We start from the raw sequence: 21,862 nt of genomic DNA on the forward strand, positions 1-21,862 counted from the left end.
ATGCTAAACAAAATAAGAATTAATTTTACTACATGGAAGGGTGTTACTGAAATAGCAGAACAGGGGCATTTTGCCTGATATTATTTTATTATTTTATTTTTATGGGAATTTTATGAATGAAGGCTACCTGAAAAAACCACATTGATGGTTTCAGGTAGCCTTTGTTATGCCGGGCAAGATTACCGAGGCTTAATTTTGCTTTACGCCAGTTTACGAAAAAATAGGCAGCCGGTATATACCGGGCTGCCCATGTTTGGCTTTTCTGCCAGCGGCTATTTTTCTTCCCGCAGCTCGCGGCGCAGGATTTTGCCCACGTTGGATTTTGGCAGCTCTTCGCGGAACTGGATGTCTTTCGGCACTTTATAAGCAGTGAGCTGGGTGCGGCAGAAGGCGATGAGTTCTTCTCGGGTAAGCGCCGGGTCTTTTTTCACCACGAACAGGCGCAGGGCTTCGCCGGTTTTGTTGCTGGGCACGCCGATGCAGGCGGCTTCCAGCACCATCGGGTGTTTCGTTACCACGTCTTCCACTTCGTTCGGATACACATTGAAGCCGGACACCACAATCATGTCTTTTTTGCGGTCCACCAGTTTAATGAAGCCTTTTTCGTCCATTTTCACCATGTCGCCGGTGGCGAGGAAGCCGCGCTCGTCTATCACGGCGGCGGTTTCTTCGGGGTGCTGCCAGTAGCCCTGCATGATTTGCGGCCCTTTGACGCACAATTCGCCGATTTCGCCCGGCGGCACTTCTTTGCCTTCGGTGTCGCGGATTTCCACCACGGTGTTGGACACGGGCAGGCCGATGGTGCCGTTGTATTCGCTGATGTTCAGCGGGTTGGCGCACACGCCGGGGCTGGCTTCGGTGAGGCCGTACACTTCAACAATCGGCTGGCCGGTGAGCGCTTTCCATTGTTTGGCCACGTTTTCCTGTACCGCCATGCCGCCGCCCAGGCACAGCTTCCAGCTGGAGAAGTCTATGCTTTGGAAGTCGGGGTGGTTGATCAGGGCGTTGAACAGGGTGTTGACGGCAGGCAGCACGCTCACGCGGTATTTTTTCAGCTCTTTAATGAAAAAGTTAATATCGCGCGGGTTGGTGATGAGCAGGTTTTGCGCACCGATACGGGTGAAGATCATCAGGTTTACTGTGAGCGCGAACACGTGGTACATCGGCAGCGCGGTTACCACCAATTCGCCTTCGATGGTGAGGTTGGATTGAATCCACTCTTCGGCCTGCAGCATATTGGCGCAGATGTTGCCGTGCGTGAGCATCGCGCCTTTGGATACGCCGGTGGTACCGCCGGTGTATTGCAGGAAGGCGGTGTCTTCCAGCGTAACCGGCACGGAGCGGAAGGCGTGCGCGGCGCCTTGTTTGAGCGCGTGGTTGAAGCGCACGAAATGGGGCAGCTCATAAGGCGGCACCATTTTTTTCACATGGCGCACAATCAGGTTCATCAGGCCGCCTTTGAAGAAGCCGAGCAAATCGCCCACCGAGGCGAGGATGATGTGTTTCACATCGGTTTCGGCCACCACTTCGGCCAGCGTGTGGGCGAAGTTTTCCAACACCAGGATGGCGGTGGCGCCGCTGTCTTTCAGCTGGTGTTGCAATTCGCGCGGGGTGTAGAGCGGGTTTACGTTCACCACGATGCCGCCGGCCTGCAAAATGCCGAATACGGCCACGGGGTATTGCAGCAGGTTGGGCAGCATCACGGCCACGCGCGCGCCTTTTTCCAGCTTGAGCACGTTTTGCAGATAGGAGGCGAACTGCTCGGCCAGGCGCGCGGTTTGGGCATAGGTTTGCACCTTGCCGAAGTTGGTGAAGCCGGAGCGCTTGCCGTAGAGGTAGGCGGTTTCGCGGAAGACTTCGCAGATTGAGCCGTAGCGGCGCACGTCGATTTCGGGGCGTACGCCTTCCTGATAGCTTTGCAGCCAGATTTTTTCCAATTTGGTCTCCTGACAGGGGCTACCTGAAAATTCAGCTTGGCAGCAATTTGTCGCGCCGTGCTTTCAGGTAGCCTTTAAGGTTTGTGTTGCTGGGTTTTATGTTTGGTTTAAAGGAGTTAAACGCCTGCGCCGGCTTGGTCGATAATGCCGCCGCCCAGGCAGATGTCGCCATCATACAGCACGGCGGATTGGCCGGGGGTAACCGCCCATTGCGGGGTGTCGAATACCAGCTCGGCGGAATCATCGCCTAAATAGCGCAGTTGGCAGGGCGCATCGGCCATGCGGTAGCGGGTTTTGCAGGTGTAGCGGCCTTCGGGTGGGCGGCTGCCGTGTGCTTCGCCGGGGTGTTCAGGTAGCGTCCAGCTTAATTGGCTCATGGTGAGGCTACCTGAAAATAACAGCGGGTGTTGGTGGCCTTGCACCACGATTAAACGGTTGGCGGCCAAATCTTTGCCCGCCACAAACCACGGCTCGCCTGCGCCGCCGATGCCTAAGCCTTTGCGCTGGCCGAGGGTGTAGAACATCAGGCCGACGTGCTTGCCCACGACTTTGCCTTCGGGCGTCACCATATCGCCTTCGCGGGTGGGCAGGTATTTTTGCAGAAATTCGCGGAAGGGACGTTCGCCGATGAAGCAGATGCCGGTGCTGTCTTTTTTGGCGGCGGTGGGCAGGCCGGTTTCGGCGGCGATGCGGCGCACTTCGGGTTTTTCCAAGTGGCCGAGCGGGAAGAGGGCGCGCTCGAGCTGATGGGGCTGGAGGCGGTAGAGGAAATAGCTTTGGTCTTTGTTGGCGTCCAGGCCTTTGAGCAGATAATGCTTGCCGCCGCGCACTTCTTTGCGGGCGTAGTGGCCGGTGGCGATGGCTTCGGCGCCTTGCTCGACGGCATAATCCAAAAAGCATTTGAATTTGATTTCGGCGTTGCACAGCACGTCGGGGTTTGGGGTGCGGCCGGCTTGGTATTCCTGCAGAAAGTAGGCGAATACTTTGTCTTTGTATTGGGCGGCGAAATTAACGATGTCGATGTCGATGCCGATGATGTCGGCCACGGCGATGGCATCGAAGGAATCCTGCTTGATGCTGCAGTATTCGTCGTTGTCGTCGTCTTCCCAGTTTTGCATGAACACGCCGCGCACTTGGTGCCCCTGCTGCTTGAGCAGGTGGGCGGTTACGGAGGAATCGACGCCGCCGGACAGGCCGACGATGATGTTTTGCGGGGTGGGCATAGTGTTTGGTTTCTAGGTGGGGCTACCTGAAAGTTTTCAGGTAGCCTTTTAATTTAAGACTGGCCTTGCCGTTTTTTCACGCTCACTTGGCGTTTTTTGGTTTTGGCTTTGCTGCGGGCTTTTTCATCGCGTTTGGCGATGCGGTTGCTCAAGGTGGTGCGGCGCAGGGGTTTGTTTTTGGTTTTTTCCGCCGTGTCTTCGTAGGGGTTGTCGGAAATATTGTATTGGATACGCAGCGGCGTGCCTTGCAGGTTGAAGGCTTTGCGGAAGGTTTGCGTGAGGTAGCGGGTGTAGCTGTCGGCCACGTGTTGCAGCGAATTGCCGTGAATCACGATCACGGGCGGGTTCATGCCGCCTTGGTGGGCATAGCGCATTTTCGGGCGCACTAAGCCTGCGCGGGCGGGCTGCTGGCGTTCGATGGCCGACTGCAGCACGCGGGTGATTTTGGGCGTGGGCATTTTGATGAAGGCCGCGTCGTAGGCCGATTGGATGCTGGCAAACAGGCCGTCGATGCCGCGCTCTTTCAGGGCGGAAATGAAGTGGAATTTGGCGAAATCGAGGAAGTGCAGCTTGCGATCGATGTCTTTTTTAATCGCGTTGCGCCGCTCTTCGGAAATGCCGTCCCATTTGTTTACCGCCACCACCAGCGCGCGCCCGGCTTCCAGCGCGAAGCCGGCGATGGTGGCGTCTTGGTCGGCAATGTCTTGCTGCGCGTCCAGCACCAATACGGCCACGTTGGAGGCTTCTACCGCCTGCATGGCTTTGATTACGGAGAATTTTTCTACCGCTTCTTCCACCTTGCCGCGGCGGCGCACGCCGGCGGTGTCGATGATGGTGAAGGGTTTGCCGTCGCGTTCAAAGTCGATATGGATGCTGTCGCGCGTGGTGCCGGCCATATCGAAGGCAATCACGCGCTCTTCGCCCAAAATAGCGTTCACCAGCGTGGATTTGCCCACGTTCGGGCGGCCGATAACGGCGAACACGGGATGTTTGTTTTCTGGCTGCTCTTCTTCGGCTTCGGGGAAGTTTTCCAACACTTCTTCCATCAGATAATACACGCCGTCGCCGTGTGCGCCGGAAATCACGTGCGGCTCGCCTAAGGCCAGCTCGTAAAACTCGGCAGCCAGCACGTCGCGGCGGCCGCCCTCGCCCTTGTTTACGGCCAGATACACGGGGCGCGGCGATTGGCGCAGGCGGTCGGCGATGATTTTGTCTTGTGGTGTGAGGCCGGTACGCGCGTCCACCAGGAAAATCACGGCATCGGCTTCATCCACGGCCTGCAGGGTTTGCTTGGCCATTTCGTGCAGGATGCCGCTGTCCACCACGGGTTCGAAGCCACCGGTATCCACCACCAGATAGGGCTTGCTGCCGACTTTGCCGTGGCCGTAGTGGCGGTCGCGCGTGAGGCCGGGCAGGTCGTGCACCAGCGCGTCTTTGGTGCGCGTGAGGCGGTTGAACAGGGTGGATTTGCCCACATTTGGGCGGCCGACTAGGGCGATGGTGGGTTTCATAGGGTTTCTTTCTGTATCAGGCTGCCCGAATGCGGGTTCGGGCGGCGAGCAGGTGCGCGGGGCACGGGATGGTTGGTTTTATAGTGGATTAAATTTAAATCAGGACAAGGCGGCGAGCCGCAGACAGTACAGATAGTACGGCAAGGCGAGGCAACGCTGTACTGGTTTAAATTTAATTCACTATAATTTTGCTGAGGCCGGGTTTCAGGTAGCCTGAGTGTGCGGGAGGAGAGGCTACCTGAAAAAGCTCAGGCGGGATTATAGCGTGTTGTGAATGGTTTGGCTTGGGGGGATGGCTCGGATGGATGGGGAGGCGGTGGTTTTAGTTTACGGTGGGGCTAATGTTTTCAGGTAGCCTGCTTGGCAACTGAAGGCTACCTGAAAATTTATTTGTGCAGCAAAGCGGCTGACAATAAGGCAAGCTTATTAGTTACTTCGTCCACGATTTCTTTTTTATGTCTTCAAATTTGAGTTTCGGTATATTTTTATCTTTAGAAGCAGAAATTTGGGCCCAAATTACAAAGGCGATAAAGATGATGATTAGAGTAAGAATACCGAAGATGATAAGGAATATTAATTCAAAGGTATTACGAAGGTCATTCATAACTTTCTGTGCCGCTTCTAGGAAATATTATTGGAGATAATAATTTGGTGTGGTTTGTATTATGTCCTGAAGTTTAGGTGCTATTTGCTGTGTTATCAACCAAAAACCTGCCGTTCCTAAAAAACGGCAGGTTTCTATTTGGGTTACAGCAAGGCGTCCGACAGCGGAATATCCTGCGGCTGCACGGGCGTGGCGGGCAGGGGGCGTTCGCGCGGTTCGGCGGCGCGGCGGCGCGGGGCAGGGCGGTTGCTGGCGGGAATCGGGGTTTCAGTGCCCGCACCGTCGGTAAGCGCTTCCACGGCGCTGCCTTCCGGCAGGATTTCGTCCTGCTGCTGGGGCTCGGAAGCTTCCACGGCCTGCGGGCGGCTCAGCTCGGCGGTGCCGTTTTGCCAGGCCACGGATTGCAGTTTGCCTTGCACGCGGGCATTGGCGGTTTGGCAGGTGATGCACACCAGGCGGCCGTTACGGCTGCGCAAAACGCTGTTGATGCGGGCGGGGTTGGCGGTGAGGCCATTGGCCTGTGCCCAGGCGGCGATGCTTTGGCGCAGGGCGGCGGTGTTCAGGTTGCGCTGCTGGTAGGGGTCGGCATAGGCGGCGAGCCAGAGGTGTTTGTTGGCATCGGCATTGAGGCTGGCCAATTGGTAGATTACGGAGGCGTTGGCGCCGGTGTGCACACTGCGGGCGAATTGCAGCGCGTTGTTGCTGTGCATGCGCACGCAGCCGTGGCTGCGGATGCCGGGCACGCTGGAAGGGGCGTTGGTGCCGTGGATGCCCAAGCCTAAGCGCGGCGGACCCAAGCGCACAAATACCGGGCCCAGCGGGTTGCTCGGGCCGGGCGGAATGCTGCTGATTTCGGGCAGGCCGGAGGCGGCGCGCTCGCGGCGGATGCTGGCAGGGATGGTCCAAGTGGGGTTGTAGGCTTTGGAGCCGATGTTGTAGTTGCCCAGCGGGGTGCGGGTGCGGTTTTTGCCCACGGCCACGGGATAAACGTTTTTCAGTTGGCCGTTTTCATACAGGAAAAGGCGCATCTGCGGGATATTGATAACGACGTGCTGGCCTGCGGCCACGGGTGAAAAATCAGGCAGCGGGGTGTTGTTGGCGACAGCAGTGCCGGCGGCGGCCAGAAGGCAGAGTAATACGAGTTTCTTCATGGTAATCGTTGGGGGAAATAGGTTGGTGTGCTGTAAAACAATAAGTGGTGGCATGATACCCGAAACTGCCGCCGCCTGATGCGGCAGGCTACCTGAAAGCGGTAAAACGTGTTTTAATGCCACACATTATTCCGATTGCGGCGCCTGCCGTATGCGCGGCCGGCTCGGTTTGATTTGTTTGAATGCAATAAAATCATAAGTGGGCAGCCATTCAGGCTACCTGAAAACCCCAAAGCCTGACAAAGCCCAAACCACCTTCCCCGCTTTTTTCCGTTTACCCACCTCATGGAGCAGCCATGCAACGCCACATCATCCAATCCCTGTTGGACACCGACCTCTATAAATTCACCATGCTGCAAGCGGTTTTACACCAATTTCCGCAGGCGCACGGCGTGTATGAATTCCGCTGCCGCAACCTGAGCGAATGCGTGTATCCGCTGGTGGAGATCCGCAGCGAGCTGGAAGCCGAACTCGATGCCCTGTGCACCTTGCGCTTTACCCAGGAAGAATTGGACTACATCCGCAGTATGCGCTTTATTAAAAGCGACTTTGTGGACTACTTGGAGCTGTTCCAGCTCAAACGCCGCTTCATCCGGGTTTTCGTAGACGGGCAGAACCGGCTTTGCATCCGCGTGGAGGGGCCGATTATCCAGGCCATGTTCTTCGAGATTTTCGTGTTGGCGATTGTGAACGAGCTCTACTTCCGCCGCCTCGAAACCCCCGAAGTGCTGGCCGAGGGCGAGCGCAGGCTGCAGGCCAAGGCCGACCTGCTGCGCAGCTATGCCGCCGCCCAAGAGTCCGGAGACCCGCCCTTCCTCGTATCCGATTTCGGTACGCGTCGCCGCTACAACCTCGCCTGGCAGGAGCACGTTGTCCGCACGCTCAACCAAGCCGCGCCCGACTGCCTGCGCGGCACCAGCAACGTTTATCTGGCCAAAAAACTCGGCCTCATCCCCATCGGCACGGTGGCGCACGAATTCATGCAGGCCTTCCAAGCCCTAGACGTGCGCCTGCGCGATTTCCAAAAAGCCGCACTGGAGAGCTGGGTGCAGGAATACCGCGGCGACCTCGGCATCGCCCTTACCGACGTAGTGGGTATGGAAGCCTTCCTGCGCGATTTCGACCTTTATTTCGCCAAACTGTTCGATGGCCTGCGCCACGACAGCGGCGACCCCTATGTGTGGGGCGAAAAAGCCTACGCCCACTACCAAAAGCTCAAAATCGACAGCCGCACCAAAATGCTCACCTTCTCCGACGGCCTCGATTTGGAAAAAGCCTGGGCGCTGCACCAATACTTCAAAGACCGCTTCAAAACCAGCTTCGGCATCGGCACCAACCTCACCAACGACATGGGGCACAAGCCGTTGAACATCGTGCTCAAGCTGGTGGAATGCAACGGCCAATCCGTGGCCAAGCTCTCCGACAGCCCCGGCAAAACCATGAGCGACAACAACACTTTCCTCGCTTACTTGCGCCAAGTGTTCCAAATAGACGAAACGCCCAAGTAGGGTTTGACTTGGCTGATTATGTTTTCAGGTAGCCTTCCCGGCAGGGGGAGGCTACCTGAAAATTTATGGGGCTGCTGTTTAGACGAATCATAAGATTAGGCTGTATCTTCGCACATGACTGATTTTCATCTTCTGTTTCTTTTTGACAATGAATTACCATATTCAATAAACTCATTTCTTTTAAATAGAAGGGAGTAACCATGACCCAACCCAGCGAACACCTTACCGCCGTTACACTCAACATATTCAGATTAAACGGGATTTTGTACGAATGGGGCAACCGTTTTGCCGCCCCTTTGGGCTTGAATACTTCGCGTTGGCAGGTGCTTGGGGCGGTGCTGCTTTCGGAAACGCCGCCCACCGTGCCGCAGATTGCCGAAAAAATGGGCATCACCCGCCAGGGTGCGTTAAAGCAGGTCAATATCCTGATAGAAGAAGGCCTGCTCACCGCCCAGCCGAATCCGGCGCACCAGCGTGCACAACTTTATGTTTTAACGGAAAAAGGGAAGCAGGCTGCGCGGCAGATTCAAGCGCATTGGCGTGCCCATGCGGAGAAAATTGCCGAACAGTTCCACCCCGACGATTTGGCCGCTGCGGCGCGGGTTTTGGGGCAACTTGGGCAGTTTTATCAGGATAAATAGCGCAAAGAATCGACTCGACATATAAAGAAATTTATATTCATAAATTGACAACTATTTTCTATATAGGTAAACTGGTTTCCTTATTGAAAGACTGATAAGGAAACTGAAATGAGCCGAAACATTTACCGTTTGCTCAAAATACTGCATTTAATCGGCCTGTCCCTGTTTTTGGGTTCGATTTTCGGCCATATTGTCGCTTCTGTGCTGGGCGGTGCGCCGGAAGCGGGTAATGAGGCGGCATTTCTGGCTTCGCGCGTGCATATTACGGCGGCCACGCGCTATCTGACGATGCCCGGGCTGCTGCTGACACTGGCAACGGGTATGGGGATGTGGTTGCAGTCGTGGTCGCTGAAACGCAATATTTGGCTACGTGTTCACATGTTTGCCGCGGTGCTGATTGTTTTGTTGGCATTTTTTGTGATTGTGCCTGCGGGCAGCGAAATGTTGCGGTTGGCGCAGCAGGGCATGACGGAACATGCAGGGCAAATCAAGGCGGCGCACAAGGTGGAAGATATGGTCGGCGCGGCCAATATCCTGCTGGCGGTGCTGGCGACGGTCTTGGGTGTGGTTAAGCCGAAATGGGGGAAAGATAGAAGATGTCGATAAATATTTTCAGGTAGCCTGAAATAGGCTACCTGAAAATATTGTATGCGGTTTTATATTTGTTTTATCCAATCTCAGGGATTGGCATGAGCCGCTTTATGTGGCGGTGCTGTTTATCTCGTCGCCCAACAGTTCTTTCAGTCCGGCGTCATCCAGCACTTGCAGGCCATTGGTGGCGGCGAAATCCATCAGGAATTGGAACATCGGCGGATTGATGGTTTCCAGCCTTTTGCCCACGGTTATGCTGCGCACTTTGCCGATGAGCAGCGGGCGCACCCATTCGTGGTAGCAGAGGCGGTGTTCTTTGCCAAAAGAGGAGAGCAGGCCGCACAGCCGCTCGGCCCAATCGCTGGGGCGGAAGGGTTTGCCGTCGGCGGTGGCGCCGTAAATCACTATTTCGTCCGGATTTGGGGTGAACATTTCCGATGGTCCTTCTACAGATTGTTAATGAATTATAGCTGGATGCATGGTTTTGTTAAACCATTGTTGCACGGTCGGCATCGGCTTTCGGGCGGCCTGAGGCTACCTGAAAAATATAAATTTCTGTAAAATAACACTTTATGATTTAAACCAACTCATTTATTTTTAAGGAAAACCATGCTCCAAGCCCTCGAACTTTCCCAAGCCACCCGTTTAATCAACCACGGCCCCGTGGTGATGGTGTCCGCCAAGGCCGGCGGCGAGGAAAACGTGATGTCTGCCGCCTGGGCGTGTGCGCTGGATTATGCCCCCGCGCGCGTAACGGTGGTGCTGGATAAAGGCGCGTTCACGCGCGGCCTGGTGGAGCAGAGCGGCTGGTTTGCGCTGCAAGTGCCGCTGGCTGCACAGGCTGAAACCGTGCTGGCAGTGGGCAGCCAGAGCCGCAAAAATAATCCGGTCAAGCTGGCTGACTGCGGCGTGGAACTGTTTTATCAAGCAGGCTTCGATGTGCCGCTGGTGCAAGGTTGCGGCGCCTACCTTATCTGCCGCCTGCTGCCCGAGCCGCACAATCAGCAAACTTATGATTTGTTTATCGGCGAAGTGGCCGCCGTGTGGGCGGACGACCGTGTGTATGCCGATGGTCGCTGGCTGTTCGACAGCGTGCCGGACGAATTGAAAACGCTGCATTATGTGGGCAACGGCCTGTTTTACCGCACGGGCAAGGGGTTGAAGGTGGGGTAGGCGTTTCGACTTTATAGTGAATTAAATTTAAACCAGTACAGCGTTAGCTCGCCTTGCCGTACTATTTGTACTGTCTGCGGCTCGCCGCCTTGTCCTGATTTAAATTTAATCCACTATAATTGCAGTTTGTGTTTGAACTTTGATGAAGTTACGTTTTCAGGTAGCCTTTAGGCCCGACTGAGGCTACCTGAAAAATTGTTTGCTCCATTTCGTGCTCGCCGCCTGCCCCCCTGCCGCAGGCTTTGTTTTATAATCGCTTCCTTTTCCACCCCCTTCGGACTTCTATTATGAAATGGCTGAGCCGCCTGGCCGTCATCCTCAAAACCGTATACCGCTTCGGGCTGGCCGACCTTTTGGCTGAGCGGGGTAAAACCCCTTGGTTTGTCAAACTGTTGCCTCGATCGGGCAAAATGCGCGATACGCCGCTGCCGGTGCGCCTGCGCTTGGCGTTGGAGAGCCTGGGGCCGATTTTTGTGAAGCTCGGGCAGGTGCTTTCCACCCGGCCGGATTTGCTGCCGGCGGCCTATGCGCTGGAATTGAGCCGCCTGCAAGATAAAGTGCCGCCGTTTGATGCGGATTTGGCGCGGCGGCAGATTGAAGCGTCGTTCGGGCGGCCGGTGGAAGAAATCTATGCGGAGTTTGAAGCCGAGCCGGTGGCGGCGGCTTCTGTGGCGCAGGTGCACCGCGCGCGGCTGTTCGGCGGCGAGGCGGTGGCGGTGAAGGTGTTGCGGCCGAATCTGGAGCCGGTGATCGAGCAGGATTTGGCCCTGATGCGCACCGCCGCGCGGCTGATTGAAAAGCTGCTGCCCGACGGCAAACGCCTGCGCCCGCGCGAAGTGGTGGCCGAGTTCGACAAATATCTGCACGACGAGCTCGATTTGCTGCGCGAAGCAGCCAATGCCAGCCAAATCGGGCGCAATTTCAGCGGCAGCACCATGCTGCGCGTGCCGAAGGTGTATTACGATTATTGCAGCGAAAGCGTGATGACCATGCAGTGGATGGATGGCACGCCGATTGCCGAAGTGGCCGAGCTGCAGCGGCGCGGCGTGGATTTGAAACGGCTGGCGCGCTACGGCGTGGAAATCTTCTTCACCCAAGTGTTCAAACACGGCTTTTTCCATGCTGATATGCACCCGGGCAATATCTTGGTGGACGATGAAGGCCGCTATATCGCGCTGGATTTCGGTATTGTGGGCAGTCTCACGGACTACGACAAACGCTACCTCGCCATCAATTTCCTCGCCTTCTTCAACCGCGACTATCACCGTGTGGCCACGGCGCATATCGAAAGCGGCTGGGTGCCGGCGGATACGCGACCGGAAGAATTGGAAGCCGCCGTGCGTGCCGTATGCGAGCCGTTTTTCAACAAGCCTTTGGCCGAAATCTCCTTCGGCCTGGTACTGATGCGGCTGTTTGAAACCAGCCGCCGCTTTAACGTGCAAATCCAGCCGCAGCTGGTGTTGCTGCAAAAAACCCTGCTCAACATCGAAGGATTGGGCCGCCAGCTGGATCCGCAGCTGGATTTATGGGAAACGGCCAAGCCGTTTTTGGTGAGTTGGATGAACGAACAGGTGGGCGTAAAAGCCTTGTGGCGCAATCTGAAGCAGGAAGCCCCCGACTGGGCGGAAATCCTGCCCGCCCTGCCGCGCAAACTGAATATGCTGGTGGATGAAGCCCGCCAACAGGAAATGCGCGATGCCTACCTGCACCTGGTGCGCACCCAGCAGCGGCAGAATATGTGGCTCGCCCTGATTGCGTTGATGCTGTTGCTGATGGCGCTGTTGGATTAGGGTGCGGCGGGATAAAGGCCATTTTGGTATAGATTTTTAAAAGAAACCATGTGCAAACCATGGAGATACTTGGCGGCTTGAATGTGTGTATTGCATTATTCGGGCCGTATGCCGAACCCTCCCTTATGGCAGATGCTTGACTTCATGAACGATAAATTCCGCAGTTCCGATTCGGAGGAGGGCGTGGATATCGGTCTGCCAACGCTGCTTATCCTTTGGCAGCGGCGTTGTCGGGCAGGGTGTGCGCCATGGGGACGCTGTGCTGTGAGATGCGGCTTTGGCCGTGTAGGCCGTCATATATTGGATTAATAGAATAGAAATTGGGCAAATGGGGTTATTCATCCCATTTGCCTATTAAGTTTGAAAATAAGTAGTGGGTTTATGGCTTTTATACCAAACAGGCTGCCGATTGCCCCGGCAGCCTGTTTTGTGTGTATCGTTAATGCCCATGGTGGCAGCTGCCACCGCCGGCCGAGGCCATGGCTTCGGCGGCCTGGGCGTCGGCATGGTAGCTGGAGCGCACCATGGCGCCGATGGCGGCGTTGGTGAAGCCCATGGCGTAGGCTTCGCGCTCGAACTGCTTGAACATTTCGGGGGTAACGTAGCGCAATACGGGTAGGTGGCTGTTGCTGGGCTGCAGGTATTGGCCCACGGTGATCATTTCGATGTTGTTGGCGCGCATGTCGCGCATGATTTCGCGCACTTCGTCGTCGGTTTCACCCAAGCCCACCATGATGCCGGATTTGGTGGGGATGTGCGGCATCATTTCTTTGTAGCGGCGCAGCAGCTCGAGCGAATGCTGGTAGTTGGCGCCGGGGCGGGCTTGTTTGTAGAGGCGCGGATGGGTTTCCAGATTGTGGTTCATCACATCGGGCGGGGTTTTGGCCAAGATTTCGAGGGCGATGTCCATGCGGCCGCGGAAATCGGGCACGAGGATTTCGATTTTGGTGTTGGGGCTGCGCTCGCGGATGGCGGTGATGCAATCGGCAAAGTGCTGGGCGCCGCCGTCGCGCAAATCGTCGCGGTCTACCGAGGTGATAACGACGTAGCGCAAATTCATGGCGGCCACGCTGGAGGCGAGGTGTTGCGGCTCTTCGGGATCGAGCGCGTTGGGGCGGCCGTGGCCGACGTCGCAGAAGGGGCAGCGGCGGGTGCAGATGTCGCCCATAATCATGAAGGTGGCGGTGCCGCGGCTGAAGCATTCGCCGATATTGGGGCAGCTGGCCTCTTCGCACACGGTGTGCATTTTCTGATCGCGCAGGATGTTCTTAATTTCAAAAAACTTCTTGCCGGTAGGCAGCTGGGCGCGAATCCATTCGGGCTTTTTCAGCTTCTGCTCCAGCGGCACAACCTTAATCGGGATACGGGCAACTTTGGCCGCGCCTTTGTGTTTGACGCCCCGGCTGTTGTCTTGTTTGTTTTCTGTGGTCATGGTTTATACCTTTGCTGTGTTTTTAATGTGGTGTGTGGTTTCAGGTAGCCTATAAATCGTATTTACTGTTAAGAATCCATAAGCATATCGCTTCTTCCAGCATATTGAAGCAATTTGACCATATCTTGCAAATCAGCTTCGAAATTGATTCTTTTGCTACCTCTGATTAAAGTGGCCAACATGATGCCGTTGTTATAGCTGCGGGTTGTGGCAAACTGAATGCTTTCACCATCTTTCTTTTTCACTTCAATCAGTAGTCTGTAATCAAAATATGGATCTTGCGTATCGTACGGCAGCACTTTGCTGGCTGCTAAATCACTAAAAAAATCTGCCAATTGAGCTTCAGACACGGCATAGTGTGCATAAAGCCTATTGCCACTATTATTTAAAACAGCTTCCTTCAGCCAATCTTCTCTCATGCTCGCTGGTGTTGCCGCCATGCTATCCATAATATAGAACTCAATCCCAGCCACCTCTTCCGAACATATCCCCAGTATATTACCCAGCGGCACTCCTTGGCTGCGCACTTTGGCACGGGCGGGTGAATCTGGAGTAGGTTTCAAAGCAACTTGACTTTCGGATGCTGCTGATGGTTGATTTACCGCTTTGTCTTGTGGTTGGCAGCCGAACAGCAAAATACAGGCGACGATTCCTAATATCTGTTTCATATCGTTTATCTGTTGTCCTTGCTATTGAATAGGCTACCTGAAAATCTAATCCGCCTGTTTCAACAGCTTTACGATTTTATTGTTTCAGGTAGCCTTAACTGCTGCTGCAAATGGGCGGTCAGCTTGGCGGCCACGTCGGCTACGGATGGGGTGGGCTGGACCAGGTCGGCGATTTGGGTCATTTCCAGCCCGGCGTAGCCGCAGGGGTTGATTTGGCGGAAGGGGCTCAAATCCATGTTTACGTTTAATGCCAAGCCGTGATACACCGCGCCGTGTTTGATGCGCAGGCCGAGCGAGGCGATTTTTTTGCCGTCCACATACACGCCGGGGCGCTTCGGGTCGGCTGCGGCGGCGATGCCGTATTCGGCTAGGGTGGCGATGATGCTGTTTTCCAGGCGGCTTACCAACTCGCGCACGCTGATTTTGCGGCGTTTGAAGTCGATTAGGGTGTATACCACCAGCTGGCCGGGGCCGTGGTAGGTGATTTGGCCGCCGCGGTCGATCTGTACCACGGGGATATTGCTGCGAGCCAACAGGTGTTCGGCTTTGCCGGCCATGCCTTGGGTGAACACGGGCGGATGTTCCACCACCCAAAGCTCGTCTTCCGTGCGCTCGTTGCGGGCGTCGGTGAAGGCTTCCATGGCGTGGAAAATCGGGCTGTATTCGGCGAGGCCAAGCGGGATGACTTTCATCACAGCACCACTTTCACCATCGGGTGCGAGGTGAGCGCGCGGTAGATATTGTCGAGCTGCTCTTTGTTTTCGGCGTTGATGGTAATGGTTACGCCTTGGTAGTTGCCCTGGCTGCTTTCGCGGTGCTGCAAATCGTGCTCGGCGGTATCCGGCGCGTGTTGCTGCACGGTTTTGAGCACTTTGGCAGCAAATTCGGGGTGCTTGGCGCCCATGATTTTGATGGAGAAGCGGCAGGGGAATTCCAGCAGGGTTTCTTGGTTGGTTTCGCTCATGATAGACTTTCAAACGGCCGCCGATCGGAGTGGCGGCGCGGTATAATCAGGGCGGCATTTTACTGGAAAACCGATGGCTTGAACAACACGCCGCCGTGTGGCGGAAACAGGGTTTCAGGTAGCCTTTGGCGCCGGATAAGGGCTACCTGAAAAGATTAACTACCTGATTTTTATGGCTGCTTAAGAAAGGATGAGGCGGCCTTGGTTTGCCGCTTGGTGTTATTACAAAAGGAAAGCCGCTATGGCGTGTCAGAAAACCGCTGCCTGCTCCGTCTAAGCTATGTCTTCCATTTTTCCGAAAGCCTGAATCATGCTGCGTAAAATATTGCTGCTCTTAGCCGCCGTCATTCCCGCCGTCCTTATCATCGGCTTGTTTGCCCCTAAATTCATCGCCCAAGCCAAACCCGGAGCCCATACCATGCCCAATAATCCTGCCTTTGCCCAACGCCTCGTTTCCCTGCACACCCCTGATGGCCGGCCGGTGCAAACCCTGCTCAAGCCCGGCCGCCCTACATTGGTTAAATTCTGGGCCAGTTGGTGCCCCTTGTGCCTAAGCGAGCTGCAAACCACCGCCGAGTGGCAGCAGTCTGCCGAATTTTCCGGCGAAAACGCCCGTGCCAATCTGATTGCCGTGGCCTCACCCGGCTTTCTCGGCGAAAAGCCTGAAGCCGAATTTAAAGAATGGTTCGGCAAGCTCGATTATCCCGGTTTTCAGGTAGCCCTTGATGACGGCAGCTTGGCCAAAGCCGCCGGCATCGGCGTCTACCCGAGCTGGGTATTGCTTTCTGCCGACGGAGAAATCTTGCGCGTGCACAAGGGCAGCCTGCAGCGTGAACAAGCCCTTGCCCTGCTCGACAACCCCGATGCCGACCTCGCCGCCGTGCCCGTTCAGCAGCACTACACCGCCGCCGACGGCAGCAGCCGCACCGCGCACACCAAAACCATCTATCTCGCCGGCGGCTGCTTCTGGGGCGTGGAAGCTTATATGCAGCGCCTGCCCGGCGTGGTGGATGCCGTATCCGGCTATGCCAACGGCCAAACCGCCAATCCCAGCTATGAAGACGTGATTCACGGCAGCGGCCACGCCGAAACCGTGAAAGTGGATTACGACCCCGAGCGCATCAGCCTGACCGACCTGTTGCGCTACTACTTCCGCGTGATCGACCCCACCTCGCTCAATCGGCAAGGCAACGACCGCGGCCGCCAATACCGCACCGGCATCTACTACACCGACCCGGCCGAAGCCCAAACCGTGCGCGCCGCCCTGGCCGCCGAACAGCGCAAATATAGCCGCCCCATCGTGGTGGAAGCCCTGCCGCTGCAACACTTCTACCCCGCCGAGGCCTACCACCAAGACTACCTCGCCAAAAACCCCAACGGCTATTGCCACATCGACATCGGCCTGGCCGATAAGCCGCTCGAGCCGGCCGAGGGCGGCAGTGCTCCCGCCAAAGGCTTCAACCCCGCCACCTACCGCAAGCCTGACGACGCCACCCTGCGCCGCACCCTCACCGATGAGCAATACCGCGTTACCCAAAAAGGCGACACCGAACGCGCCTTCAGCCACCAGTACGACAACCTGTTCGAGCCCGGCCTGTATGTCGATGTCGTCAGCGGGCAGCCCTTATTCAGCAGCCGCGATAAATTCAACTCCCACTGCGGCTGGCCCAGCTTCACCCGCCCCGTCAGCCCCGATGCCGTGACCGAACACGACGACTACAGTTACCATATGCACCGCACCGAAGTGCGCAGCAGCGCCGCCCACTCCCACCTCGGCCACGTCTTCCCCGACGGCCCCCAAGACCGAGGCGGCCTGCGCTACTGCATCAACGGCGCCAGCCTGCGCTTCATTCCCGAAAACCAAATGCAGCAGCAAGGCTACGGCGGCTACCTGAAAGATTTGCATTAAGCGCGGATCAATGTAAAACAGGCTACCTGAAAGAGCTGTTTCAATGAAATCAATTTCAGGTAGCCTCTTGGACGCTAGGGTTAATCCACGATCATCAAGGCTACCTGAAAATATAGTGAATTAACAAAAACCAGTACAGCGTTGGCTCGCCTTGCCGTAACGTGTGTACTGTCTGCGGCTCGTCGCCTTGTCCTGATTTTTGTTAATCCACTATATATGCTTGTTTTCAGGTAGCCTTAAATGATGGCGGCGGAGAGGCCGGGAGACCCGTGCCTACCAATTCCAGTATCGCTAAAATGCGTCCCCTTTCTTGCGTCGCCTGCGACCCGCCTTGTATCGGCGCGTTGATTGGTTGCACATCAAACACAAACCAGGCATACATTAAAGGCTACCTGAAAAGCAAAACTTTTTTCAGGTAGCCTTATCCGTTGGGTGCAGCCCCGCCAAACTCACTCCTGCGGAATCTCCCAATCGCTCACCGCCACAAAGTCCGGCTGGTGTAAATCTTGTTCAAACACCGAGCCGGTGGGGCTGTGCAGCAATTTGGCGATCGCAGGCTGGTAGTTAGCCATGCGTTGCAGGCTGTAGAGGTGGAAGTTGGCGGCATTGTCGGCGTAGTCGTCGTCTTCAAAGCCGGAAAACATCCGCCAGCCGCTGTCGGGAGAAAAGGCGGCATCAGGCTCTTCGCGATAGAGAAAACGGATGGGCAAGCCTTCTTTGGCAACCTGGTCGGAAACGATGGCGTAGCCCTGCGGCACGTCTTTTACCGGCAGCTCTTCTTCCGGCAGGCTGAAAATTTTCGGGTTTAACATAGGTATCCTCCTTAAAACGCCTCGCCCACTTTCACCCCGCCGGCCAAATCTTGCGGCGAGGAAAGGGCAGCAGTGAAGGCTTGGGCGGCTTGGAATTCGGGCTGCTGCATTACTGCGGCGTAATCCTCTGGCGTGCCACGCCCGGCCATGTATTGCCAGCGCTCGGCCAGTTGCGGGTTTTCAGGTAGTCTGAAGCCTTCGAGCAGTTTGTCCACCCAATCGGGGCGGTTGCACACCAGCACGATATCGCAACCGGCAGCAAAAGATTGCGCCGCCCGCTCGCGGATGCCGCCGGCCATGCTGGCGCCTTCCATGGTGAGGTCGTCGGAAAAAATCACGCCGTTGAAGCCCAAATCCTGCCGCAAAATCTGCTTTAGCCAGATGCTCGAAAAACCGGCCGGTTGTTTGTCTACCTGCGGGTATACCACATGCGCGGGCATCACGGCGGCCATGCCCTCGGCGGCCAGAGCTCTGAAAGGCCGGATATCCGCCGCCATCAGTTCGGCCAGGCTGCGCGGGTCTTCGGGCAGAACGTGGTGGCTGTCGCCGGAAACAAAGCCGTGTCCGGGAAAGTGTTTGCCGCAGCTTTGCATACCACCCCGGTTGAGCCCGCGTTGCAACGCCAGCGCCAGCGCGGTAACGGTGTCGGCTTGGCAGTGGAAGCTGCGGTTGCCGATTACGGCGCACTGCCCCCAATCCAAATCCAACACCGGCGTAAACGATAAATCCACCCCGCAGGCGCGCAATTCTGCCGCCAACACCCAGCCCACCTGTTCCGCCGCCGCTTCTGCCGCCGCTTGGCCTTGTTTTTCCCAAATGCCGCCCAGCGTGCTCATGGCCGGTAGGCGGGTGAAGCCTTCGATAAAGCGCTGCACGCGCCCGCCCTCATGATCCACGGCAATCACCAACTCCGGCGTACGCAAAGCCTTGATTTCGGCACACAAAGCCTGAAGCTGGTTGTGGTTTTGGTAATTGCGGCGAAACAAAATCACGCCGCCCACAGCGGGGTGCAGCAGGCGTTGTTTTTCTTCCTCGCTCAGGCGGTGGGCGGCAACATCGGCCATAATCGGGCCGCGCGGCAGGCAAACGGGTGGCATAGCAAATCTTTCTGTGTGTTTGGTGCAAAGGCGGGATTTCATCATTTCCGCCGCGAAAAAACAAGCCGAGGCTTTTTAATTCAGGTAAAACCGATTGAAACAGCACGGCGGAAATGATGTAATGCCCGCTGTTGTTTCTTTTCATTCATATTAGGGAGTTTTATGCAAACCAACACATTCCGCACCGGCCTGCTGGCCGCCGCCATGGTATTCGCCCTGGCCGCCTGCAACCAACAGTCCGTTTCCGGCGGCGCTTCATCACCGGCCGCATCTTCCCCGGCCACAGCTTCAGCCGCCTCCGGCCCCGCTGCCGCTTCTGCTTCCGCTCCTGCCGCCGCCTCCGACGTATTGGCCGGTATGACCGAACAGCAAAAAGCCAGCTACCTCATCGGCTACCTGCAAGGCCGTCAGCTGGGCGAAGCCAATGCCATCTTGGATTTCGACCAAGCTACCCTGATTAAAGGCCTACAGGCCGGTATGGCCAGCCAGCCGCTGCCCGTGAGCGACGAAGAAGCCAACAACATCCTGCAGCAATACCACACTGCCCAGATGGGCAAACTGGCCATCCGCCAGCTGGAAGAAGGTAAAGCCTTCCTCGAAGCCAACAAAGCCAAAGAAGGCGTGAAAACCACTCCCTCCGGCCTGCAATACAGCGTGAAAACCGAAGGTACCGGCAAACAGCCCAATGCTAAGAGCACTGTAACCGTACACTACGAAGGCAGATTGCTCGATGGCACCGTGTTCGACAGCTCCATCAAACGCGGCGAACCGGTTACCTTCAAGCTCGACGGCGTGATCAAAGGCTGGACCGAAGGCCTGCAACTGATGAAAGAGGGCGGCGAATACACCCTCTACATCCCCGCCGAACTCGCTTACGGCGACAAAGGCAACCCCAGCATTCCGCCCAACTCCGTGCTGGTATTCGATGTTAAACTGATTAAAGTTCAGTAATTCCATCAGCTAACTAAAAGGCTACCTGAAAAGCAAAACACTTTTCAGGTAGCCTTTAATAGTGAATTAACAAAAATCAGGACAAGGCGACGAGCCGCAGACGGTACAGATAGTACGGCAAGGCGAGGCAACGCTGTACTGGTTTTTGTTAATTCACTATAAATCATGCCATGCTCACACTCGATCCCGACTCCAACCGCCAATTCATCATCATCCGCAATCATCAAGATATCGCCGTCTGCACCACCGAGCTCAACGAACACGGCCAGCTCATCAGCCAAACCACCGCCGAATTCGACACCCAAAACCGCATACGCGGCTTCTTTTGCTATACAGCCGCTGCCGGCCGCATCACAGCCTGCCGGATTTATCACTACCACACCCCGCCCTTCACACAAGAAGACGGTTTTGCCGACTATCGCGACACCGGCAACGGCCTCCAGCTGCTGTGCTACACCCACTCTTACCGCATCAGCGCACAAACCGCCCGCTGCGACTGGTTTGATGCCCAAGGCGAATTAGCCTACTGCGACTGGTTCGTACACAACCCCGCCATCGGCGAGAACATCTATGCCGGCACCTATCCGCCAAACGAAACCGAACACCTGCCGGAAAACCAAATCCAGCCCTATTTGCCTGTTTACTCGGATTAATTGGTTTTCAGGTAGCCTTGATGGTCAGCCGGATTGGTTTTGACATAAGGCGATGAGCGGCCGACAGCAGAAGAAGTATGGCAAGGGGAAACAACACGGCAGCGAAGGCTAGTTTGGCTATAAGCCATCCGGAAGCGCATCAAGGCTACCTGAAGGAAGCCGCGAGTTTCATTTGCTGTTTGCTCTTAAGTTTCAGGTAGCCTCAAGGTGCGTTTGACGTGAGGTATTCAACATTCCTAATAACGCCTGTTTGCTTCGGCGGAACTCAATATCAGGCGTTTGCCAATTCAAAATATTTCTGCATCACCAGCAGGCTGGTAATCAATTCTTGCCTGCTATTGAAGAAGGGCTGCATATAGGCGTTGGCGTTGCGGATGATGCGTTCGGCAGCATCGGGGTGTTGTTGGTAGAAGGCGAGTTTTTCTTCGAAATCGCTGTAGTCGGGCTGGAGGTGGACGTAGTGGACTTCTGGCTGCAGCAGGCCTTCCAGCAGCCAGGTTTCGTAGACGGGGGTGGTCATGAAACAGAGGGAGCGGGAGGCGAGTATCCATTTGAGGTTGGTGGCGACGTCGTTGCCTTCGATGCTGAGGATGTATTTGTATTGCAGCTGTTGGCCTACGCTCATGAAGCTGCGGTGGTAGGGCTGGCCGATGGATTGTTTGTGTACGCAGCCGACGTCGCACTGGGGATGGTCGTGGTATTGGTGCAAGAAGCGCAGGCGCTGCTCTTGGAAGGCGGCGCCGCGCCAGACGAGTTGGTTGCGTTTGGCGGCAAAGGGGGTGCGGTCGGGGTAGATGTAGAAGTGGCGCACGCTGTCGAGCTTGAGCAAAACGGAGTGTTGGTTGTCGCTCCGGATGGGGCGGCTTTTCACGAAAGCGGGCTGGGCGGGAATGTGGGTGACGTCGCCGAATTCGTAGGCGAAGCGGGCTTCTGCCGGGAAGTAGCGCAGGAGGGCGGCGAGGTCGTAATAGTAGGCGGAGGTGTGGCTGCCGCGTTTGAAATTGCCGGCTAGGCCTACCGGGGTGAGGCTACCTGAAAGGGTAAATGGTTGGTTTTGCCGGTTGCAGTAGTCCACACGCTGCCGGATTTGCTGCTGGATTTCGCTGGGAAGGTGGGCAAACTCGGCTAATACGGGCTCGATGGATTTGGCGAGCAGGCGGTGTGGCAACAGGCCGAAGGGGCTGTGGCGGGTGTAGTAGGCGAGTTTGTGCAGGCGGCGGTGGTAAATGCCGAGGTCGATTGGCATA

At 56.2% G+C, this 21,862-nt stretch carries 19 protein-coding genes and 1 pseudogene; 8 read left to right on the forward strand and 12 right to left on the reverse strand.

Translation table 11 applies throughout. The annotated features are described in order from the left end of the window. Nucleotides 1-272 precede the first annotated feature (272 nt). The 4 genes from A7Q00_RS08945 to A7Q00_RS08960 all read right to left on the reverse strand — a co-directional run bounded on the left by A7Q00_RS08945 (nucleotide 273) and on the right by A7Q00_RS08960 (nucleotide 6,426). Complete coding sequence (locus A7Q00_RS08945; protein WP_064090213.1) at nucleotides 273-1,937, reverse strand: AMP-binding protein; 1,665 nt, start codon at nucleotides 1,935-1,937, stop codon at nucleotides 273-275. A gap of 116 nt (nucleotides 1,938-2,053) precedes the next feature. Beyond that, a complete protein-coding gene (gene mnmA, locus A7Q00_RS08950; RefSeq protein WP_064090214.1) occupies nucleotides 2,054-3,160 on the reverse strand; it encodes a tRNA 2-thiouridine(34) synthase MnmA in 1,107 nt (368 codons plus the stop codon). Nucleotides 3,161-3,213: 53 nt separating this feature from the next. Continuing rightward, the gene (der, locus tag A7Q00_RS08955) at nucleotides 3,214-4,671 is read right to left on the reverse strand and encodes a ribosome biogenesis GTPase Der (RefSeq protein ID WP_064090215.1); all 1,458 of its coding nucleotides are present in this window, start codon (nucleotides 4,669-4,671) and stop codon (nucleotides 3,214-3,216) included. A 747-nt stretch (nucleotides 4,672-5,418) separates the two neighbouring features. Then, the gene (locus tag A7Q00_RS08960) at nucleotides 5,419-6,426 is read right to left on the reverse strand and encodes a L,D-transpeptidase (protein ID WP_064090216.1); all 1,008 of its coding nucleotides are present in this window, start codon (nucleotides 6,424-6,426) and stop codon (nucleotides 5,419-5,421) included. A 296-nt stretch (nucleotides 6,427-6,722) separates the two neighbouring features. Between A7Q00_RS08960 and pncB the strand changes: the two genes are divergently transcribed. The 3 genes from pncB to A7Q00_RS08975 all read left to right on the forward strand — a co-directional run bounded on the left by pncB (nucleotide 6,723) and on the right by A7Q00_RS08975 (nucleotide 9,181). Next, nucleotides 6,723-7,934, forward strand: coding sequence for a nicotinate phosphoribosyltransferase (pncB, locus tag A7Q00_RS08965; RefSeq protein WP_064090217.1), 1,212 nt, complete (start codon nucleotides 6,723-6,725; stop codon nucleotides 7,932-7,934). A 200-nt stretch (nucleotides 7,935-8,134) separates the two neighbouring features. Beyond that, nucleotides 8,135-8,575: a MarR family winged helix-turn-helix transcriptional regulator gene (locus tag A7Q00_RS08970; protein ID WP_064090218.1), complete on the forward strand. Its 441-nt coding sequence runs from the start codon at nucleotides 8,135-8,137 to the stop codon at nucleotides 8,573-8,575. Between the two features lie 108 nt (nucleotides 8,576-8,683). Continuing rightward, nucleotides 8,684-9,181: a DUF2269 family protein gene (locus A7Q00_RS08975; RefSeq protein ID WP_064090219.1), complete on the forward strand. Its 498-nt coding sequence runs from the start codon at nucleotides 8,684-8,686 to the stop codon at nucleotides 9,179-9,181. A gap of 129 nt (nucleotides 9,182-9,310) precedes the next feature. Here the strand turns inward: A7Q00_RS08975 and A7Q00_RS08980 are convergent. Then, nucleotides 9,311-9,598: pseudogene (locus tag A7Q00_RS08980) on the reverse strand (DUF3579 domain-containing protein); the annotation flags it as partial. Nucleotides 9,599-9,775: 177 nt separating this feature from the next. Between A7Q00_RS08980 and A7Q00_RS08985 the strand changes: the two are divergent. Then, nucleotides 9,776-10,339: a flavin reductase family protein gene (locus A7Q00_RS08985; protein ID WP_064090221.1), complete on the forward strand. Its 564-nt coding sequence runs from the start codon at nucleotides 9,776-9,778 to the stop codon at nucleotides 10,337-10,339. A gap of 287 nt (nucleotides 10,340-10,626) precedes the next feature. Next, a complete protein-coding gene (gene ubiB / locus A7Q00_RS08990) occupies nucleotides 10,627-12,129 on the forward strand; it encodes a ubiquinone biosynthesis regulatory protein kinase UbiB (RefSeq protein WP_064090222.1) in 1,503 nt (500 codons plus the stop codon). A 439-nt stretch (nucleotides 12,130-12,568) separates the two neighbouring features. Here ubiB and lipA read toward each other — a convergent pair whose 3' ends face one another. The 4 genes from lipA to A7Q00_RS09010 form a co-directional block, all read right to left on the reverse strand. Continuing rightward, nucleotides 12,569-13,561: a lipoyl synthase gene (gene lipA / locus A7Q00_RS08995; protein ID WP_064090223.1), complete on the reverse strand. Its 993-nt coding sequence runs from the start codon at nucleotides 13,559-13,561 to the stop codon at nucleotides 12,569-12,571. Nucleotides 13,562-13,629: 68 nt separating this feature from the next. Continuing rightward, entirely contained in the window at nucleotides 13,630-14,229 is a 600-nt protein-coding gene (locus A7Q00_RS09000) for a hypothetical protein (protein ID WP_064090224.1), read from the reverse strand. A gap of 68 nt (nucleotides 14,230-14,297) precedes the next feature. Further along, complete coding sequence (gene lipB, locus A7Q00_RS09005; protein ID WP_064090225.1) at nucleotides 14,298-14,921, reverse strand: lipoyl(octanoyl) transferase LipB; 624 nt, start codon at nucleotides 14,919-14,921, stop codon at nucleotides 14,298-14,300. After that, the gene (locus A7Q00_RS09010; RefSeq protein WP_179946225.1) at nucleotides 14,921-15,196 is read right to left on the reverse strand and encodes an HP0495 family protein; all 276 of its coding nucleotides are present in this window, start codon (nucleotides 15,194-15,196) and stop codon (nucleotides 14,921-14,923) included. Before A7Q00_RS09010 ends, lipB begins: the two co-directional genes overlap by 1 nt. 307 nt (nucleotides 15,197-15,503) lie before the next feature. Here A7Q00_RS09010 and msrAB point away from each other — a divergent pair, with 307 nt between their 5' ends. After that, the gene (msrAB, locus tag A7Q00_RS09015; protein WP_064090227.1) at nucleotides 15,504-17,102 is read left to right on the forward strand and encodes a bifunctional peptide-methionine (S)-S-oxide reductase MsrA/peptide-methionine (R)-S-oxide reductase MsrB; all 1,599 of its coding nucleotides are present in this window, start codon (nucleotides 15,504-15,506) and stop codon (nucleotides 17,100-17,102) included. Nucleotides 17,103-17,551: 449 nt separating this feature from the next. Here the strand turns inward: msrAB and A7Q00_RS09020 are convergent, their stop codons facing one another. Both A7Q00_RS09020 and nagZ read right to left on the reverse strand, forming a co-directional pair. Further along, complete coding sequence (locus A7Q00_RS09020) at nucleotides 17,552-17,914, reverse strand: DUF2185 domain-containing protein (protein ID WP_064090228.1); 363 nt, start codon at nucleotides 17,912-17,914, stop codon at nucleotides 17,552-17,554. A gap of 11 nt (nucleotides 17,915-17,925) precedes the next feature. Beyond that, nucleotides 17,926-19,011, reverse strand: coding sequence for a beta-N-acetylhexosaminidase (gene nagZ / locus A7Q00_RS09025; RefSeq protein WP_064090229.1), 1,086 nt, complete (start codon nucleotides 19,009-19,011; stop codon nucleotides 17,926-17,928). 162 nt (nucleotides 19,012-19,173) lie between these two features. On the opposite strand from nagZ, the gene bamJ reads away from it, so the two are divergent. After that, on the forward strand, nucleotides 19,174-19,962 hold the full coding sequence (bamJ, locus tag A7Q00_RS09030; RefSeq protein WP_064090230.1) for a BamJ family beta-barrel-assembly machinery protein: 789 nt from the start codon (nucleotides 19,174-19,176) through the stop codon (nucleotides 19,960-19,962). 170 nt (nucleotides 19,963-20,132) lie between these two features. Next, nucleotides 20,133-20,615: a hypothetical protein gene (locus tag A7Q00_RS09035; protein WP_064090231.1), complete on the forward strand. Its 483-nt coding sequence runs from the start codon at nucleotides 20,133-20,135 to the stop codon at nucleotides 20,613-20,615. 271 nt (nucleotides 20,616-20,886) lie between these two features. On the opposite strand, the gene A7Q00_RS09040 is transcribed toward A7Q00_RS09035, so the two are convergent. Beyond that, entirely contained in the window at nucleotides 20,887-21,861 is a 975-nt protein-coding gene (locus tag A7Q00_RS09040) for a glycosyl transferase family 90 (protein ID WP_064090232.1), read from the reverse strand. Nucleotide 21,862 lies beyond the last annotated feature (1 nt).

Source organism: Eikenella halliae (assembly GCF_001648475.1).
GTDB lineage: Bacteria > Pseudomonadota > Gammaproteobacteria > Burkholderiales > Neisseriaceae > Eikenella > Eikenella halliae.

Coding starts and splice junctions, on each gene's coding strand:
- mnmA (WP_064090214.1), bottom strand. CDS start 3,160: ATGCCCACCCCGCAAAACATCATCGTCGGCCTGTCCGGCGGCGTCGAT.
- der (WP_064090215.1), bottom strand. CDS start 4,671: ATGAAACCCACCATCGCCCTAGTCGGCCGCCCAAATGTGGGCAAATCC.
- A7Q00_RS08960 (WP_064090216.1), bottom strand. CDS start 6,426: ATGAAGAAACTCGTATTACTCTGCCTTCTGGCCGCCGCCGGCACTGCT.
- pncB (WP_064090217.1), top strand. CDS start 6,723: ATGCAACGCCACATCATCCAATCCCTGTTGGACACCGACCTCTATAAA.
- A7Q00_RS08970 (WP_064090218.1), top strand. CDS start 8,135: ATGACCCAACCCAGCGAACACCTTACCGCCGTTACACTCAACATATTC.
- A7Q00_RS08975 (WP_064090219.1), top strand. CDS start 8,684: ATGAGCCGAAACATTTACCGTTTGCTCAAAATACTGCATTTAATCGGC.
- A7Q00_RS08985 (WP_064090221.1), top strand. CDS start 9,776: ATGCTCCAAGCCCTCGAACTTTCCCAAGCCACCCGTTTAATCAACCAC.
- ubiB (WP_064090222.1), top strand. CDS start 10,627: ATGAAATGGCTGAGCCGCCTGGCCGTCATCCTCAAAACCGTATACCGC.
- lipA (WP_064090223.1), bottom strand. CDS start 13,561: ATGACCACAGAAAACAAACAAGACAACAGCCGGGGCGTCAAACACAAA.
- A7Q00_RS09000 (WP_064090224.1), bottom strand. CDS start 14,229: ATGAAACAGATATTAGGAATCGTCGCCTGTATTTTGCTGTTCGGCTGC.
- lipB (WP_064090225.1), bottom strand. CDS start 14,921: ATGAAAGTCATCCCGCTTGGCCTCGCCGAATACAGCCCGATTTTCCAC.
- msrAB (WP_064090227.1), top strand. CDS start 15,504: ATGCTGCGTAAAATATTGCTGCTCTTAGCCGCCGTCATTCCCGCCGTC.
- A7Q00_RS09020 (WP_064090228.1), bottom strand. CDS start 17,914: ATGTTAAACCCGAAAATTTTCAGCCTGCCGGAAGAAGAGCTGCCGGTA.
- nagZ (WP_064090229.1), bottom strand. CDS start 19,011: ATGCCACCCGTTTGCCTGCCGCGCGGCCCGATTATGGCCGATGTTGCC.
- bamJ (WP_064090230.1), top strand. CDS start 19,174: ATGCAAACCAACACATTCCGCACCGGCCTGCTGGCCGCCGCCATGGTA.
- A7Q00_RS09035 (WP_064090231.1), top strand. CDS start 20,133: ATGCTCACACTCGATCCCGACTCCAACCGCCAATTCATCATCATCCGC.
- A7Q00_RS09040 (WP_064090232.1), bottom strand. CDS start 21,861: ATGCCAATCGACCTCGGCATTTACCACCGCCGCCTGCACAAACTCGCC.